General features: G+C 73.8%; 4 protein-coding genes. 2 read left to right on the top strand and 2 right to left on the bottom strand.

The window, feature by feature from the left end:
* Window positions 1-218: 218 nt before the first annotated feature.
* Together gntA and ACGFYQ_RS26915 are read left to right on the top strand one after the other, a co-directional pair.
* Window positions 219-959, top strand: coding sequence for a guanitoxin biosynthesis heme-dependent pre-guanitoxin N-hydroxylase GntA (gntA, locus tag ACGFYQ_RS26920; protein WP_393748124.1), 741 nt, complete (start codon window positions 219-221; stop codon window positions 957-959).
* Between the two features lie 52 nt (window positions 960-1,011).
* Window positions 1,012-1,914 (top strand): DUF5937 family protein, encoded by a 903-nt coding sequence (locus ACGFYQ_RS26915; protein ID WP_393748122.1) that lies wholly within the window; start codon window positions 1,012-1,014, stop codon window positions 1,912-1,914.
* 28 nt (window positions 1,915-1,942) lie between these two features.
* On the opposite strand, the gene ACGFYQ_RS26910 is transcribed toward ACGFYQ_RS26915, so the two are convergent.
* The gene (locus ACGFYQ_RS26910; protein WP_393748120.1) at window positions 1,943-2,473 is read right to left on the bottom strand and encodes an ATP-binding cassette domain-containing protein; all 531 of its coding nucleotides are present in this window, start codon (window positions 2,471-2,473) and stop codon (window positions 1,943-1,945) included.
* 231 nt (window positions 2,474-2,704) lie between these two features.
* Window positions 2,705-18,121, bottom strand: a complete 15,417-nt coding sequence (locus ACGFYQ_RS26905) for an amino acid adenylation domain-containing protein (RefSeq protein ID WP_393748118.1) — start codon at window positions 18,119-18,121, stop codon at window positions 2,705-2,707.
* Window positions 18,122-18,142 lie beyond the last annotated feature (21 nt).

Raw genomic sequence — 18,142 nt, 5'->3', positions numbered from 1 at the left:
GCGACCGGCCCGCACCATGACTTTCAATTTCCGCTGAAGTGCCCCTCAAGTGACCCTCAAGGGCTCAAGACACCTCATCTGACCTGCGGAAACATCGCTCCTGCCGACAAGTTTCCGGCCAGTAACAGTGAAGAATTCATATTCGACACGAAGAAGAATTCATACCCTGGTATACGAACAACTCACGTTGCCAAGAAACAAGCCGATGTCTAAAGTGGATGGCGCTGCATGGGGGAGGAGGTGCATGCATTTGTACACGATGCACATCCCGGCAAGGGGGAACTATGGAAAATCCGGTTCACAGGCATCTGGCGGACTGGATCATGGGCGAGGATTTCTCGTGCCTGGCGGCCAAAGCGGCCGTACGCAGAGGGACTCTGACGCCCGTTCAACTCGGCAGCATGGGCAGTACGGACACGACGTCCGACCTGCACACCGCCATTTTCGAATTCACGAAAATGGAATTGTCGCCGACCGAGAACTTCGCGACGCTCGTCGCGGTATTCGAGGAGCCGACGGCTCTCACCGAGCCGGAATTCGACGCCATGATGTGGCAGCAGCTCACCGATCTGCACGTCCTGGACGTGGAGCGGGGGTTCTCCTGGGCGCCGGACGTCTCCGCGGATCCCGCCTCGCCGGACTTCGCGTTCAGCCTGGCCGGCCACCCGTTCTTCGTGGTGGGCATGCACGAGAACGCGTCCCGGATCTCCCGGCGGTACCCGCGCCCCGCCCTCGCCTTCAACTCCAACCACCAGTTCCGGCGGCTGAAGCAGTCCGGCGTGTACTACGGACTCCAGCGCCGTATCCGGCAGCGCGAGGAACGCCTGCAGCGGTCGATCAACCCCAACCTCGCCGAGTTCGGCGAGGCCTCGGACGCCCGCCAGTACTCCGGAGCGGCCACCGACGAGCAGTGGCGTTGCCCCTTCCATCCCCAGGACGGCACGGACTCCGGCTCTTGAGCCGCCGACCGGCCCGGTCCCCCTCCTTCGATCACGGAGTGTGCATTCCGTCATGCAACGCGTGCATTTTTCCGGCCAGGACCTGGCGCGCACGGTCGTCAAGGTCGCCGAGCGGCCCCTCGTCGAAACGCTGTTCGCCCTGGACCTGCTGGCCCGTCAGGGAGGCGGCGACGGCTACGCCTCCTGGCGCCAGCGGACCACCAGCCGGCTGGGCCGGCGCTCCTGGTCCCTGATGACGCTGGCCCGTACCCTGCGGCCGATCCCCGACCTGCTGCACATGGCCGAGGACGCGGCGGCCCAGGAGCCCGGGGCCGAGCGGCAGAACCTGGCCGGGATGCTGGAGGAGTTCCACAAGGTGGCCCTCGCGCCGTACTGGGACCGGGTCTCGGCCACCCTGGAGGCCGACTGCGCCGCCCGTGGCCGGACGGTCCTGGCGGGCGGCATCGAGCAGCTGCTGTCGACGCTGCACCCCACGGTGCGGTGGAGCGGCGGCGTCCTGGAGATCCCCAGCCACCGCTCGCAGGACGTGGTCCCGGGCGGGGCCGGCCTGCTGCTGGCGCCGTCGATGTTCCTGTACGACCGGCCGGTGCTGATACCCGCCGCCGGCCGGGGCCGCCCGCCGGTGCTCGCGTACCCGGTCGCCCTGGGCTCCGCCGAGACCGTGCTGGCCGCGCCCGCGACCGAGCAGAGCTGCGCCGACGCCCTCGGCCCGCTCGTCGGGCGGACCCGGGCGGCCATCATGAAGACCTTGACCGACAGCTGCACCACCACCGAACTCGGCCGCCGCATGGGCATCTCGGCGGCCTCCGCCAGCCAGCACACCTCGGTGCTGCGCAGCGCCGGCCTGATCACCACCCAGCGCCGGCTCAACACCGCGCGCCACTCGCTCACCCCGCTCGGCGCCGCCCTGCTGGACGGCTACCACCACCGGGACCTGGCGCGCGTGAAGCCCTGACGGTTCGGCGGCATGCACAGGGGCCCCTTCAGGGGCGCGGTGCGACGAGCTGCGCCAGGCGCGCGTCGATCTCCGCGGCCGTGACGTCGCACATGACGTCGGCGAGCCGGCCCTCCACCAGGAACAGCACGACATCGGCGGCGGCCGCGACGGCCGCCGCCGAGGTCGTGACGAGCACCGTACGGGCCTCGTCCTCGAGGCCCATCACCGTATACAGGCTGCCCGCGTCCGCCAGGTCGTCGGCGACGAGCAGCTCGGGCCGGTCCGGGTCCGCGGCCGGCAGCCGCTCCCAGTAGGACGGGTCGCGGGTGACGATCCGGTCGTGCCGGCCGACCCACCCCGACGTCGGTGCCCGGCGGCCGGTGGCACAGGCCAGCAGGGTGCTCTTGCCCGCCCCCGGGGGGCCGATGACGGCGGTCACCCCGCCGCGCACGAGGCCGATCGTCACCTCGCTCAGGGCCCGCACCGCACCGAAGTTCTTCGAGACGGCGTCCATTTCCAAGGCGTACGGCGACATTTCCAGGGAGTCACAACCCCCGGCTGCTTCCTTGGTGTTCATTTGCGTGGACCTCCAGTGCATCGGGCGATATGAAGAAGCTACCGACCGGGCGCGGACCGGGTAAGCACGTGAGGTGCACTTCCGACAGTGGAGCAGGCTCCACCAATGAACGGGGGGCAGAGGGTAATGCCCCCCGTCGATTCCCTGCCTAGTCTTCTCTTCGAGAACAAAAGGGCTCCCCGGCCCGCAGCGCGCTCAATCCCCCGCGAGCGTCTGCGGGCCGGGGTTTTTTCATGGCCTCGGCGTGACGCTGCCGGCGAGGTCGCGGAGCAGGTCGCCGAGCCGGGCCGTGAGCCGCTCGACGTCGGCGCGCTCGTGGACGGCCGTCGAGTACGAGATCCCGATCGTCAGCCGCTCGCCCTGGACCCCGCACACCACGTCCAGCAGGTGGGCGCGCACCCCGGCTCCGCCCTGCGTCGCGGAGGTGTCCTCCAGCGGGCGCCCGTAGAAGCCGGGGCCGAAGCCGTCGGACCTGCCCACGTAGTTGAAGCTGACGTCGGGCAGCGGTCGGCCCAGCGGGGCGTCCGCGCGCAGGTGGCGCAGGACTCCGTAGCCCAGTCCCTTGTGCGGGACCGCCCGCAGCCGGCGCTTGACGCCCGCGATGTACGGCCGCCAGTCCTCGCCTCCCGGCACGTCCCAGGCGAAGGGGAACAGCGTCGTGAACCAGCCGACCGTGCGCGACAGGTCGGCGCCCTCGACGAGCTCCTCCTCACGCCCGTGGCCCTCCAGGGCGACCGCCACCCGGTCCTGGCCGCTCCACCCGGCCATGGCCCGGCCGAGCGCGGCGAGCAGCACCTCGTTGGCCCGCGCCCGGTGGGCGCCGGGGACGCTCTGGAGCAGCGCGCGCGTGGTGTCGGCGTCCAGCCGCAGCGAGACGGTGTCCTCGGAGTCCGCGGTGTTGGCGGCGGAGCCGGAGCCCGGCAGGCGGGGCACCCGCTCGGCCTCCTGCCAGTAGGGGATCTCCTCGTCGAAGCGGCCGGCGCCGGCCAGTTCGGTGAGTTTCCCGGACCACTCCTGGAAGGAGGTGGTGCGCTCGCCCGGCTCCGGCCGCTCCCCCGCCGCGATCAGCCCGTAGCAGCGGGCCAGGTCGGCGAGCAGGACGCCCCAGGAGACCACGTCGGTGACCAGGTGGTGGGCGACGAGGGCCAGGCGGACCGGGTGGCCCGCCCCCTGGTCGAAGACCAGTGCCGTCAGCAGCGGTCCGGCGGCGATGTCCAGGCCTTCGTGCGCGGCGGCGAGGTGCCGGTCCATCTCGGCCTCCCGCTCGGCCGGGTCCTCCTGGAACAGGTCGTACCAGGTGAACCAGTTGCCGTCCTCCCGCTCGACGACGGTCTGCTCCCAGCGGCCGCCGGCGTCGCGGGTGTACCGCGAGCGCAGGCCGTCGTGGTGCTCGTACAGGGCCGCGAGGGCCGCCCGGAGGGTGGCGCGGTCGGGCCGCTCGGCGAGTTCGGCGTAGGCGGACATCGTGAACCGGCCGTGGGAGCCCCGCTCGCCGTCCAGGAACCAGCGCTGGACGGGGGTCAGCGGTACGGATCCGGTGACGGGCCGGAGATCGGCGGACTCCCCTGCCGCGGTGGCCGGTTCGGCCAGTTCGGCCAGGCCCGCCACGGTCGGCGCGGTGAAGAGCTGCTTGGTGGAGACCGCCAGCCCGGCGGCGCGGGCCCGTGCAACGACCTGGATGCTCAGGATGGAGTCGCCGCCGAGCTCGAAGAAGTTGTCGTGGACGCCGACCTCTTCGAGACCGAGCACCGCCTTCCACACCTCGGCCAGGGTGACCTCGTGCTCCGTGCGCGGGGCGGCGTACGAGGCCGCGCGCGCCGGAAGTCCGGGCGCGGGCAGCGCCCGCCGGTCCACCTTGCCGTTGGCGGTCAGCGGGAACGCGTCGAGCGTCACCCAGGCCGCGGGGACCATGTACGGGGGCAGTGAGCGGGCGGTGTGCTCGCGCAGCGTGTCGGGGTCGGGGAGGGAGGCGGGGGCGTCCCCGACGACGTAGGCGACGAGCCGCTTGACGCCCGGCTGGTCCTCGCGGACCTGGACCAGGGCCTGGCGCACGCCCGGGTGGGCCGCGAGGACGCTCTCGATCTCGCCGGGCTCGATGCGGAACCCGCGCAGTTTGACCTGGTCGTCGGCGCGGCCGGTGAACTCCAGCTGCCCGTCCGGCAGCCACCGCACCAGGTCGCCGGTGCGGTACAGCCGCTCCCCCGGCGCGAACGGCGAGGCCACGAAGCGGCCCGCGGTGAGCGCGGGCCGGCCCAGGTAGCCGCGGGCCACGCCCGATCCCGCGACGTACAGCTCGCCTGGGACGCCGGCCGGTACGGGGCGCAGCCGGGCGTCGAGGACGTAGACGCGCGCGTCCAGGTTGGGGCGGCCGATGGGCACGGTGGTGCCGGGCGCGAGGCGGTCGCTGATGGTGGCGGAGATGGTGATCTCGGTGGGCCCGTACGCGTTGAACATCGCGCGGCCGGGCGCCCAGGCGCTGACCAGCTCGGGCGGGCAGGCCTCGCCGCCCACCACCAGGGTCCGCAGGTCCGGCAGCCGGGCCGGGCCGGCCCCGGCCAGCGCGGCCGGCGGGATCATGGCGTGCGTGACCCGCTGCCGGGCGAGGACCTCGACGAGGTCCTCGCCGAGGACCCGGCCGGGGGCGGGCAGGACCAGGGCCGCGCCCGCGGACCAGGCCATCAGGATCTCCATGACCGAGGCGTCGAAGTTGGCGGACGCGGCCTGGAGCACCCGGGAGTCGGCGGTGATCGCGAAGCGGTCCGCCTGGGTGGCGGCGAAGGCGGCCACGCCGCGGTGGGTGACCAGGACGCCCTTGGGCAGGCCGGTGGAGCCGGAGGTGTAGATCAGGTAGGCGCCCGCGCCCGGCGAGAGCGGACCGGACCCGTCCGGCGCCGGGTCGTCCCCGGTGGCGGGGGCGTCGACCAGGAGCGTGGGCACGGCCGCGGTGTCGAGCAGCGCGGCGTGCTCCGCGTCCGTGACCACCAGGGCGGCGCCGGAGTCGGTGAGCATGAACGCCCTGCGGTCGGCCGGGTAGTCGGGGTCGAGCGGCAGGTAGACGGCGCCCGCCTTCAGTACGCCGAGGAGGGCGGTGATCCAGTCGGCGCCACGCGGCAGGCAGACCCCTACGACGGTCTCGGCGGCCACGCCCGCGGACCGCAGCCGCCCGGCCAGGGCCGCGGCGCGGCCGTCGATCTCCGCGTAGGTCCACCGCGCGGTGTCGGTGACGACGGCCGTCGCATCGGGCCGCAGCGCCGCCTGCCGTTCGAACAGTGCGTGCAGGGCGGCCGGTTCGATGCCCGAGTCGGTGGCGTTGTGGTCCTCGGTCAGGGTGCGCCGTTCGGCGGCGGACAGCAGGTCCAGGTCGGAGAGGGCGCGAGCCGGGTCGTCGGCGAGGGCGGCCAGGACGGTGAGCAGGTGGCCCGCCATCCGGCGGATGGTGGCCGGGTCGAACAGGTCGGTGTTGTAGACGAGGTGGGCGTGCAGCTCCCCGTCGGCCTCGCCGAAGTCGAAGGTGAGGTCGAAGGGGGTGGTCCAGGACCGGAGCGGGTGCTCGGCCCACTCGATCGCGCCGCCGCTGTCGCCGCTGTCGCCGCCGGCCGCCGCCTGGCTCTCGTAGCTGATCACCGCCTGGACGAGGGGGCTGCGGCTCGGGTCGCGTTCGGTGACGACGGCGTCGACGACCCGGTCGAAGGGCGTCTCGGCGTGCGCGAAGGCGTCCAGGACCGTGCGGCGCACGGAGGCCAGCAGCCCGGCGCCGGTGGCGTGCTCGTCGATGCGGATCCGCAGGGCGAGGGTGTTGACGAAGAAGCCGACGACGTCTTCCAGTTCGGCCCGGTCGCGGCCGGAGGTGACGGTTCCGAGGACCACGTCGGGCCGGCCGCTCCAGCGGGCCAGCAGCAGCTGGGTGGCCGCGGCCAGACCCATGAACAGGGTGGCGCCCTGCGCGTGGCAGAGGTCGGTGAACCGGGCCAGTACCTCCGCCGGCACGACCACCTGCTCGCTCGCGCCGCGCGTGGTGCGCTCGGCCGGGCGGGGCCGGTCGGTGGGCAGCTCCAGCACCGGCGCGTCGGCGAGCTGCTCGCGCCAGTAGCCGAGGCCCGCCTCCAGTACCGGCGGTGTCAGCCGTTCGCGCTGCCAGCGCGCGAAGTCGGCGTACTGCACCGGCGGGGCCGCCGGGGTGCGGCCCGCGTACAGGTCGGCCAGCTCCCGGGTGATCACGTTCAGGGACCAGCCGTCGGTGACGATGTGGTGCATCGACAGGACCAGGATGTGGTCCTCGTCGGTGATCCGGACGAGGGTGGGCCGCAGCAGCGGTCCCCGGCGCAGGTCGAAGACCTCGCCGAACAGGGAGCGGACGAGGGCGTCGACGCCGTCGGGGGCGCACTCGGCCACCGGCAGCGCGACGGGGGCGGCCGGGTGGACCACCTGGACGCCGTGGCCGTCGGCCGTGTCGAAGGTGGTGCGCAGCGACTCGTGCCGGGCGACGAGCGCGTCGAGCGCGCGACGCAGCGCGGCCGGGTCCAGCGGGCCGGTCAGCCGCAGGGCGGTGCCGGAGTTGTACTCGGTGCTCCGCGGGTCGAGGTCGGCCGCGAACCACATGCGGGCCTGCGCGTACGACAGCGGCAGCGCGCCGTCGCGAGCGGTGGGCACGACCGGGTCGGCGGGCTCGGCCGCGGCCCCGGCGAGTGCGGCGAGCCCGGCGACGGTGGGCGCGTTGAACAGCTCGCGCACGCTGGTGTCGTAGCCGGCGGCGCGCATCCGGGAGACGGCGCGGGTGCTGAGGATGGAGTCGCCGCCGAGTTCGAAGAAGTTGTCGTGGACCCCGACGCGTTCGGCGCCCAGTACGTCGGCCCAGACGGCGGCGATGGCCGTCTCGGCTTCCGTACGGGGGGCCGTGTAGGTGTCGGTGAGCGCGGCCGGGTCGGGCGCGGGCAGGGCGCGCCGGTCCACCTTGCCGCTCTGGTTGAGCGGGAAGGCGTCGAGGAGCATCCAGGCCGTCGGGACCATGTAGTCGGGCAGCGCGTCGGCGGCGTAGGCGCGCAGCCGCGCCGCGTCGAGGCCGGCGGCGCCGACGACGTACGCGACGAGCCGCTTGACGCCGGGGCGGTCCTCGCGGGCGACCACGACGGCCTGGGTGACCTCGGGGTGGCGGGCCAGGACGGTCTCGATCTCGCCGAGTTCGATGCGGAAGCCGCGGACCTTGACCTGGTCGTCGCGCCGGCCGAGGAACTCCACCGTGCCTTCGCGGGTCCAGCGGACCAGGTCGCCGGTGCGGTACATGCGGGTCCCGGTGAAGGGGCAGGCCACGAACCGGCCGGCGGTCAGGCCGGGCTTGCCGACGTAGCCGCGGGCGAGTCCCGCGCCCTCGATGTACAGCTCGCCGACGACACCGGCGGGGACCGGGCGCAGCAGCCCGTCGAGGACGAAGGCGCGCGCGTTGCCGACCGGGCGGCCGATGAGGGGCCGCTCGCTGCCCTGCGCGGTCCAGGTCAGGGAGTCGCAGGTGCATTCGGTGGGCCCGTAGAAGTTGTACGCCGCGACCTCGGGGTGGGCGCGCAGGGTGTCCCAGATCTGGCCGTCGACGGCCTCGCCGCCGAAGACGATCACGCTGGGGACGTGGACCGGGTCGTCCAGCAGGCCGTCGGCGATCAGCTCGCGCAGGTACGTGGGCGCCTCGTCGATGACGTCGATGCGCCGCTCGCGCAGGTAGTCGCGGAAGGCCTTCAGGTCGATGTGGGTCTCGTGGTCGACGGTGTGCAGCTGGTGGCCGCCGACCAGCCAGAGCAGGGCGACGCAGGAGGCGTCGAAGGAGATCGACGCGGTCTGCGCCATCCGCAGCCGGCGGCCCCGGGAGGCGGGCTCGAACATGCGACGGCGGTGGTGCGCGAAGAGGTTGCGGAAGGCACCGTGCCGGATGAGCGTGCCCTTGGGCAGGCCGGTGGAGCCGGAGGTGTAGATGACGTAGGCGAGGTGGTCGGCGGTCAGCGTTGCCGCGGCCTCGGGCGCTTCGGGCGTCTCGTGCGCGCCGGAGGCGGGGTCGTCGTCCGCGGCGCGGTCGAGGGTCAGCAGGGTGCCGTCGTAGTCGGCGAACCGCTGTGCGAGGTGTTCCTGGACGAGTACGGTCGCCGCGCCGGAGTCGGCCAGCATGTGCCGGACGCGCTCGGCCGGGTAGGCGGGGTCGATGGGCAGGCAGGCGGCCCCGGCCCGGAGGATGCCGAGCAGGGCGAGCACCACGTCCGCGCCGCGTTCGGCGCATACGCCGACGATCGTGTCGGGGCCGGCGCCCCGGGCGCGCAGGCGGTGGGCGAGGCGCCCGGCGGCCCGGTCGAGTGCGGCGAAGGTCAGCTGCTCCTCGCCGTCGACGAGGGCGACCGCGTCGGGGGTGCGGGCGGCCTGGGCGGCGAACAGCTCGGGCAGCAGCGGCTCCGGGACGTCGACGGCGGTGTCGTTCCAGCTGTGGACGAGGGCGTGCTCCTCCTCGGTGCCGAGCATCCGGACGGCCGCGAGGGGCTTGTCCGGGTCCGCCATCTCGCCGAGTACGGAGACCAGGTGGGCGCCGAGCCGATGGACGGTGTCGGCGTCGAACAACCCCGTGTTGTAGTTGATCACCATGGCCAGGGAGCCGTCGCGGTCGGCGAAGTCGACGGCCAGCTCGAACTGCGCGGTGTCCACCTCGAAGGGCTGGTCCCGCCAGGTCAGGCCGGCGCCGGTGGCGGGCCGCGGGGCAGTCTCCATGCTGACCAGTGCCTGCACCAGGGGGCTGCGGCTGGGGTCGCGCTCGGTGACGACGGCGTCCACGACCCGGTCGAAGGGGATCTCGTCGTGGGCGAAGGCGTCCAGGACGGTCTCGCGCACGTCGTCCAGCAGCGCGGCGACGCTGCGCCGCTCGTCGATGCGGGTGCGCAGCGCGACGGTGTTGACGAAGAAGCCGATCAGGCCCTCCAGTTCGGCGCGGGAGCGGCCGGAGGTGACGGTGCCGACCACCACGTCCTGCTGGCCGCTGTAGCGGGACAGCACCAGCTGCACCGCGGCGACCAGGCCCATGAACAGGGTCACGCCGCGCGCCTTGCACACCTCGGCGAAGCGGTCCACGGTCCCGGCCGGGACCTCGATGTCCGCCAGTGCGCCGGCCCAGGTGCGCTCGGCGGGGCGCGGCCGGTCCGTGGGCAGTTCCAGGACGGGTACGCCGGCCAGCCGCTCGCGCCAGTGCGCGACTCCCGCCTCCAGGGCGTCCGGGGTCAGGGTCGCGCGCTGCCAGGCCACGAAGTCGGCGTACTGGACGGCGGGTTCGGGCAGTTCGACGCCCTGGTAGAGCTGGTCGAGCTCGCGGACGGCCACGCCCATGGACCAGCCGTCGGTGACCATGTGGTGCATCGCGAGGACGAGGACGTGCTCCTCCTCCGCGATCCGCAGCAGGGTGGCCCGCAGCAGGGGTCCCGTACGCAGGTCGAAGACCCTGCCCAGTGCGGCGCGGATCCGCTCGGGCAGTTCGGCGGCGGTGCAGGCGGCCACCGGCAGGTCGACGGGGGCGGGCGGGTGGATGACCTGGACGGCCTCGCCGTCGGCTTCCGCGAAGGTGGTGCGCAGCGACTCGTGCCGGGCGACGAGGGCGTCCAGGGCCCGGCGCAGCGCGGCCGGGTCCAGCGGGCCGGTCAGCCGCAGGGCGCCGCCCGAGTTGTACTCGGTGCTCTCCGGGTCGAGTTCGGCCGCGAACCACAGGCGGGCCTGGGCGGCGGACACGGGCAGTACGCCGCCGTCCCGGGCGACCGGCACCACCGGGCCGCCGGGGTCCGGCAGGCCGGTGGCGGTCTCGATCCGGGCGGCCAGGGCGGCGACGGTGGGGTGGTCGAAGAGGGTGCGGACGGCGGCCGCGTAGCCGGCCCGGCGCAGCCTGGAGACGGCCTGGATGCTGAGCAGCGAATCGCCGCCGAGGTCGAAGAAGTCGTCGTCCGCGCCGATCAAGCCGGCGCCGAGCACCTCGGCGAAGACGGCGGCCACGGTGCGCTCGGCCTCGGTCGCGGGGGCCGCGTACTCCCGTACGAGGGTGGACAGGTCGGGGGCGGGCAGGGCCGCCCGGTCGACCTTGCCGTTGGCGTTGAGCGGGAAGGCATCGAGGACCACGCAGACGGCGGGGACCATGTACTCGGGCAGCGAGCGGCCCACGAACTCCCGGAGTTCGGCGGGGTGGAGTCCTTCGGCGACGGCGTAACCGACGAGCCGGCGGGCACCGGGCCGGTCCTCGCGGACCATGGCCACGGCCTGGGACACGGCCGGGTGGCGGGTCAGCGCGGCCTCGACCTCGCCGGGCTCGATGCGGTGGCCGCGCACCTTGACCTGGTGGTCGGTGCGGCCGAGGAAGGCCAGCTGGCCGTCGGCGCGCCGGCGGACCAGGTCGCCGGTGCGGTACATGCGCCCGCCGGTGAACGGGTTGGCCACGAAGGCGGCCGCGGTCAGGCCGGGCCGGCCCGTGTAGCCGCGTGCCACTCCGGGCCCGGCGAGGTACAGCTCACCGGCGGTGCCGTCGGGGACCGGCCGCAGCCAGGCGTCCAGGACGAAGGTGCGGGCGCCGTCGACGGCGCGGCCGATGGGCGGGGCGGCGGTGGCCGGGTCGAGGGCGTCGCTGAGGGTGGCGGCGACCGTGGTCTCGGTGGGCCCGTAGGCGTTGACCAGGATCCGGCCGGGCGCCCAGCGGGCCGGGATCTCGGCCGGCATCGCCTCGCCGCCGGAGACGAGGGCCCGCAGGTGCGGCAGCGGGACGTCGGGCAGGGTGGAGAGCGCGGCCAGCGGCAGCATCGCGTGGGTGATCCGCTGCTCGTCGAGGAGCCGGGCGAGGGGCTCGCCGACGGTGTGCTCGGGTCCGGCGAGGACGAGGGCGGCGCCCGCCGTCCAGGCGTTGACGAGGTCGCCCATGGCGACGTCGAAGCCGAGGGAGACGCTCTGCAGGATGCGCGAGTCGCCGTCGAGGTCCAGGGCGCGCACGTGGGACGCGCCGAGGTCGCGCAGGCCGCGGTGGGACACGGCGACGCCCTTGGGGGTACCGGTCGAGCCGGAGGTGTAGATGACGTACGCGGCCGCGTCCGGGTGGTCGGGGCGGGCCGGGGGCACGGGGCAGGCGGGCACGCCGAGCGCCAGGAAGTCCGTGACGTTCAGAACGTTCGGGGCGTTCAGGGCGGTCAGGGCGGTCGCACCGGCCGCGTCGCCCAGGATGAGGGCGGCGCCCGCGTCGGCGGCCATGAAGGCGAGCCGCTCGGCGGGGTGGGCCGGGTCGAGGGGCAGGTACACGGCGCCCGTCTTGGCGACCGCGAGGAGGCAGACCAGCCAGTCCACCCCGCGCGGCAGGCTGACGCCGACCACGCTCTCGGGGCCCGCGCCGAGGTCGGCGAGCCAGTGGGCCAGGCCGTTGGCGCGGGCGTCCAGCTCTCCGTACGACAGCTCGGTGCCGTCGCAGACGACGGCGAGCGCCTCGGGGCGGCGGGCGGCCCGGGCCTCGAACAGGGCCGGCAGGGTCACGGTCTCCCGCGGGCCGGCGGAGGTGGCCGCCGCCTCGGCGAACCGGTCCCGTTCGGCCTCGGTCAGCAGCGGGACGCGGGCCAGCAGCTCCTCGTCCAGGAGGGCGCGGACCAGCGCGGCGAGGCGTCCGGCCAGCCCGCGCGCACTGGCGTCGCCGAGGACCCGCGGGTCGTAGGACAGCCGCAGCGCGACGCCGGGGGCGTCGCCGCCGACGAGCTGGCGGCCGGTGAAGGCGGTCAGGGAGAGCGGGTAGTCGCCGCCCTGGACGGCGGCCTCCGCCTCGGTCACGGCGAGGCCGTGGCGGGCGGCGAGGTCGTCGGCGACGGGGTAGTTCTCGAAGACCAGGACGCTTTCGAAGAGCCGGGTGCCGGGCGGCAGGTCGGCGAGCGCGGTCAGCTCGGGCAGGGAGAGGTACTCGTGCGCCCTGGACTGCCACTGCTCGGCCTGGAGCTGCTGGAGCCAGTCGACCACCGGCGCGGCCGGGTCGAGGACCGTACGGACCGGCACGGTGTTGATGAACAGGCCCAGCGTGCCGTCCGCGTCGGGCAGTTCGGCGGGGCGGCCGGAGGTGGTGGCACCGAAGACGACGTCGCGCCGGCCGGAATGGGCCGACAGGAGCAGTGCCCAGGCGCCCTGGATCACCGCGTTGACGGTGAGCCGGTGCCGGCGCGCGAACGTACCGACGTCGGTGGCGAGCGTGCCCGGCAGGTCGACGTCGAGGTGCCGGATGCCCGGGGCCGGCCCGTCGGCGGGTAGGGCGTCGGGTGCGGCCGGGAGGGTGAGGGCGGTGTCGTACCCGCGCAGTACGGAGCGCCAGTGCGCGCGGTCGGAGGCGGTGTCGCGGGAGGCGAGCCAGGCCAGGTAGTCCCGGTAGGGCGCGCGGTCCTGGGGGCGGCCGCCGGCGTAGCGGGTGAAGACGTCGTCGAGCAGCTGGGGGGTGCTCCAGCCGTCGAGGAGGAGGTGGTGGAAGGTCCACACGAGCTGGACGCGGGCGCCGCCGAGGTCGGCGAGCGACAGGCGCGTCAGCGGTGCCTCGCCGAGGCTGATGCCGTGGAAGTCGGCGTCGCGGCGCTCCTGGAGGCGGTCGGCGCGTGCGGCGGCTCCGAGCGCCGTCCAGTCCTCGGTGTGGACAGGGATCTCGACGCGCTGGTGTACCAGCGCGGCCGGCACGTCGGCCTGGTCCCAGACGACGGAGATCCGCAGGGCGTCGGAGGCGTTGACGGCCTCCTGCCAGGCGGCGGCGAGCCGGTCGAGGTCGTGGACGCCTTCGAGGACGAATGACATCTGCTCGACGTAGGCCGTCCCGGAGGGGTCCTCCAGGGAGTGGAAGAGCAGGCCCTGCTGCATCGGCGAGAGGGGGTGGACGTCGGCGATGCCGTGTCCGTCGCCGACGACCCGGTCGATGGTGGCCTGGTCCCAGGCGACGAGGGGGAAGTCGGACGGTGTCCGGCCGCCGACGCCCTCGCCCAGGCAGTACGCGACCGCCTCGCGCAGGGTGTCGCGGTAGTGCGCGGCGAACTCCCGGGCGCGGGCGGGGCCGTGGTCGTGGTCCGCGGCCGGGTGGTACAGGTCGATGCGCAGGCGGCCGTCCTCGACCCGGCCGACGACGTCCCAGACGTGCGGGCGCTCTTCGGCGGGGGCGTGGTCGTTCTCGGCCGGGAGCATGCCGGCGAAGACGTCGGGGTGGCCGTCGGCGTCGTAGCGGCCGAGGTAGTTGAAGCTGACCTGGGCCGGGTCGGACAGGTCGGCGCCGTGCAGATGGCGCAGGGCGCCGAAGCCGATGCCCCGGTCCGGGATCGCGCGGAGCATCTCCTTGGTGGACCGGATCTGGTCGGTCCAGTCCTCGCCAGCGCCGAGGGCGACGGGGTAGATGGACGTGAACCAGCCGACCGTACGGGACACATCCGCGCCGATCACCGACTCCTCGCGGCCATGGCCCTCCACGTCCACCACGACGCGGTCACGGCCGGTCCAGGAGCCCAGGGCGCGGCCCAGGGCGGCCAGCAGGACGTCGTTGACCTGGGTCCGGAAGACGGCGGGGACCTTCTGGAGGAGGGCCTCGGTCTCTTCCGCGGACAGGGTGACGGTTTCGATGGCGGATGCGGCCACGGTGTTGGCACCGGCCGGGACGTCGAAGAGCGGCTCGACACCTTCGACGACCGAGGCCCAGTAGTCCTGTTGGGCGGAGAAGTCGTGCGCGGCGAGCTTGGCCGTCCACGCCGGGAACGACCACGACGTCGCGTCCAGTTCCACCGGGCGCCCCGCCACCAACTCCCGGTAGGCCAGAGCGATGTCCTCCAGCAGGATCCGCCACGAAACACCGTCCACCACCATGTGATGCACCGCGATCAACAACCGGTCCCCGTCCAGAACAACCCGCACCAGCGGCCCGCCCTCCAAACGGAACGACTCCTGAACCACCCCGTCCACATCCCGCTCGACCACCACCACACCCGGCTCACCAGCCGACTGCCGCCAGCCCTCGGACGTGTTCGCGAACCGGATCCACAGCCCCTCGTGATGCGACAGCACAGCCGAGACCGCCGCCGACAGCAGATCCGCGTCGACACCCTCCGCCACCCTCACATGCATGGACATGCCGAAGTGATCCGGTGCCACCGGATGCGTCTCCAAGAACCACTCCTGCACCGGAGACAGCACCACCGGGCCGGACACGGTCTCCACCGCACCTGTGGCGGACGCCTCACCCGCGACGGCGGCCACACCCGCAACGGTCTGCCGTACCAGCACGTCCTGCGGCGAGACCACCAGCCCGGCCCGCCGCAGCCGCGACACCACCTGAATACTCAGGATCGAATCGCCGCCCAACTCGAAGAAGTTGTCCCGCACACCCACCCGCTCGACACCCAGCACCTGCGCCCACACCCCCGCGACCACCCGCTCCACCTCGGTACGCGGAGCGACGTAGTCCTTCGAGGCAGCGGCACTCAGGTCCGGCTCCGGCAGGGCCCGCCGGTCGACCTTGCCGTTCGCGGTCAGCGGGAAGGTCCCCACGACCACGAACGCGGTCGGAACCATGTAGTCCGGCAGGGACTTGGCAACGAACTCGCGCAGCCCCGCCTGGTCCAGGCCGTCCCCGACCACGTACCCCACCAGCCGCTTGGCCCCGTTGCGGGTCTCGCGCACCGTCACCACGGCCTGCGCCACGTCCGGGTGCGCGGCCAGCGCCGACTCGATCTCACCGATCTCGATCCGGAAGCCGCGCACCTTGACCTGGTGATCGGCCCGCCCCACGAACTCCAGCAGTCCGCCGGGCAGCCACCGCACCACGTCACCGGTCCGGTACATCCGCTCCCCGGGAGCGAACGGCGAGGCCACGAAGCGGCCCGCGCTCAGCCCGGGATGCCCCACGTAGCCGCGCGTCAGCCCCTCACCGGCGATGTAGAGCTCGCCCGCGACCCCGACCGGCACCGGCCGCAGCCAGGAGTCGAGCACGTAGGCGCCGGTGCGCCCGATGGGCGAGCCGATCGGCACGGACGCGCCCACGGAGGCGGCGTCGACGGGGTGGACCGCCGCGAAGACGGTCGTCTCCGTGGGCCCGTACCCGTTCACCAGCCGTACGTGCGGGAGCCGTTCGAGCACGGTCCGGCAGTGCTGCGGGGCGAGCGCGTCGCCGCCCGCCATGAGCAGCCGGAGCCCGCCGAGCATCGTCACGTCCGTGTCGACCACCTCGTGGAACAGGCCGGCGGTCAGCCAGGCGACCGTCACCCCGTGGTGGCGCAGCAGCGCGCCGAGCTCCTCGACCGACAGCAGGCGGGCGGCGGACACCACGAGCGCGGCGCCGTTGGCGAAGGCGCTCCAGATCTCCAGCGCGCTCGCGTCGAAGGACAGCGTCGCGAACTGGCCCACCACGTCCGCCGCCGTGGTGCCCAGACGCGGGTCGCGGGCCACGCGCAGCACCCCGGCGTGCGGCAGCACGATGCCCTTGGGCCGGCCGGTGGAGCCGGAGGTGTAGAACACGTAGGCGCCGTTCTGCGGGGTGAGCGCGACCGGTGGTGGTCCTTGTACGTGGATGGAGCAGACCTCGGCGCGCTCCTCCAGCTCGTCGAAGAGCAGCACCGGTGCCTCGGCGCCCGGGATCGCGTCACGGGTCGACCCGTCGGCCAGGAGCAGTTCGACCCCGGCGTCCTGGACCATGTACGCGAGGCGCTCGGGCGGGTAGCCGGTGTCGAGCGGTACGAAGATCCCGCCCGCCTTCAGTACGGCGAGCAGCGCCACGATCGGCTCGGCGCCGCGCGGCAGGCAGACGCCGACCCGGGTCTCCGGGCCCACCCCGTGCTCGCGCAGCGCGTGGGCCAGGCGGCTCGTGCGCACGTCGAGTTCGCCGTACGTGAGCTGCTCGTCGCCGCAGACCAGCGCGACGGCGTGCGGGGCGCGGGCCACCTGCTCGGCGAAGACGTCCGTGAGTACGGCGCCGGCCGGCCCGTCGGCGCCCTCGGCCCAGTCGCCGAGGATCACGGCCCGCTCGGGGGCGGAGAGCCGCGGGATGCGGGAGAGCGGCTGCTCCGGCTGGTCCGCGAGGGCGCCGAGGACGGTGACCAGGTGGTCGGCCATGCGGTGGATGGTGCCGGCGTCGAACAGGTCGGTGTTGTAGTTGAGGGACAGCCGCATCCCGTCGGCCTGCTCCCAGAACTCCAGGGTCAGTTCGAACTGTGCGTCCTGACGCGGGAGGTCGGCCGCCTCGAAGCTCAGACCCCGGACTCCGTCCGCCTGCCAGGGGCGCTTCTGGAGCACCATCATGGCCTGGACGAGGGGGGTGCGGGAGGGGTCCCGCTCGGTGACGACGGCGTCGACCACGCGGTCGAAGGGCACGGCCGCGTGCGCGAAGGCGTCGAGGACGGTCTCGCGTACGGATGCCAGCAGCTGCGTACCGGTGGCGGACTCGTCGATGCGGGTGCGCAGGGCGAGGGTGTTGACGAAGAACCCGAGCAGGTCCTCCAGTTCGGGCCGGTCGCGGCCGATGGTGGCGGTGCCGAGGGCCACGTCCGGCCGGCCGCCGGCGCGCGCCAGCATCAGCTGGACGGCGGCGGTCAGGCCCATGAAGAGGGTGGCGCCGCGGGTGCGGCAGGCCTCGGCCAGCCGGTCGAGCAGGGTGGCGGGCAGGTCCAGGTCGTAGGTGCTGCCCGCGCGGGTGCGGACGGCGGGGCGGGGGCGGTCGGTGGGCAGGTCGAGGACGGGCGCGTCGGCGAGCTGCTCGCGCCAGTAGGCCAGGCCGCCCTCGTCGAGGGCCCGGGGGGTCAGTGTGGTGCGCTGCCAGACGGCGTAGTCGGCGTACTGGACGGGCAGTTCGGGCAGCGGTTCACCGGCGTAGAGGGCGGCGAGTTCCCGGGCCAGGACGTTCACCGACCAGCCGTCGGTGACGATGTGGTGCATCGAGAGGATCAGCAGGTGCTCGTCCGGGGCGGTGCGCAGGAGGGTGGAGCGCAGCAGCGGTCCGGTGCCGAGGTCGAACGGGGTCCGCAGTTCGGCGGCCGTCACGGCGGCGGCCTCGGCTTCGGTGGCCTCGCGGACGGGCAGGGCGACCGGGGCGGCGGGGTGGATGGTCTGCACGCCTTGGCCGTCGACGGTGGCGAAGGTGGTACGGAGGGATTCGTGGCGGGCGACGAGCGCGCCGAGGGCGGCTTCGAGGGCGGGGACGTCGAGGTCACCGCGCAGCCGGACGGCGCCACCGGTGTTGTGCTCGGTGCCCTCGGGGTCGATCTCGGCGGCGAACCACATCCGGGCCTGTGCGAACGACAGGGGCAGGGCCTTGCCGCGGGCGACGGGCGACAGTCCGCCGGCGGGGCCGCCGGTGTCGGCCTGCGCGACGGCGGCGAGCGCGGCGGTGGTGGGGTGGTCGAACAGGTCGCGGACGCTGATGTCCACTCCGGTGCGGCGCAGTCGTGAGGCGGCCTGGACGGCCCGGATGGAATCACCGCCGAGCCGGAAGAAATGGTCGTGGACACCGACCCGGTCCAGGCCCAGCACCTCCGCGAAGACCCCGGCAACGACCTCCTCACGCCGATCGCGCGGAGCGACGTACACCTCGGCCAGGTGAGACAGGTCCGGCTCCGGCAACGCCTTGCGGTCCACCTTCCCGTTCGCCGTCAACGGCAGCACGCCCAGCACCACACACACCGCCGGAACCATGTACTCCGG

The sequence above is a fragment of the Streptomyces sp. NPDC048258 genome, from assembly GCF_043201995.1.
In the GTDB taxonomy this organism is placed as follows: Bacteria; Actinomycetota; Actinomycetes; order Streptomycetales; family Streptomycetaceae; genus Streptomyces.
Note: the sequence above shows the minus strand (reverse complement) of the source record. Positions and strands in the feature narration are given on the sequence as shown.

Bases quoted from the DNA above. Each gene is read 5' to 3' on its own strand.
- ACGFYQ_RS26910 (WP_393748120.1), bottom strand. From the start codon at position 2,473: ATGAACACCAAGGAAGCAGCCGGGGGTTGTGACTCCCTGGAAATGTCG.
- ACGFYQ_RS26915 (WP_393748122.1), top strand. From the start codon at position 1,012: ATGCAACGCGTGCATTTTTCCGGCCAGGACCTGGCGCGCACGGTCGTC.
- gntA (WP_393748124.1), top strand. From the start codon at position 219: ATGGCGCTGCATGGGGGAGGAGGTGCATGCATTTGTACACGATGCACA.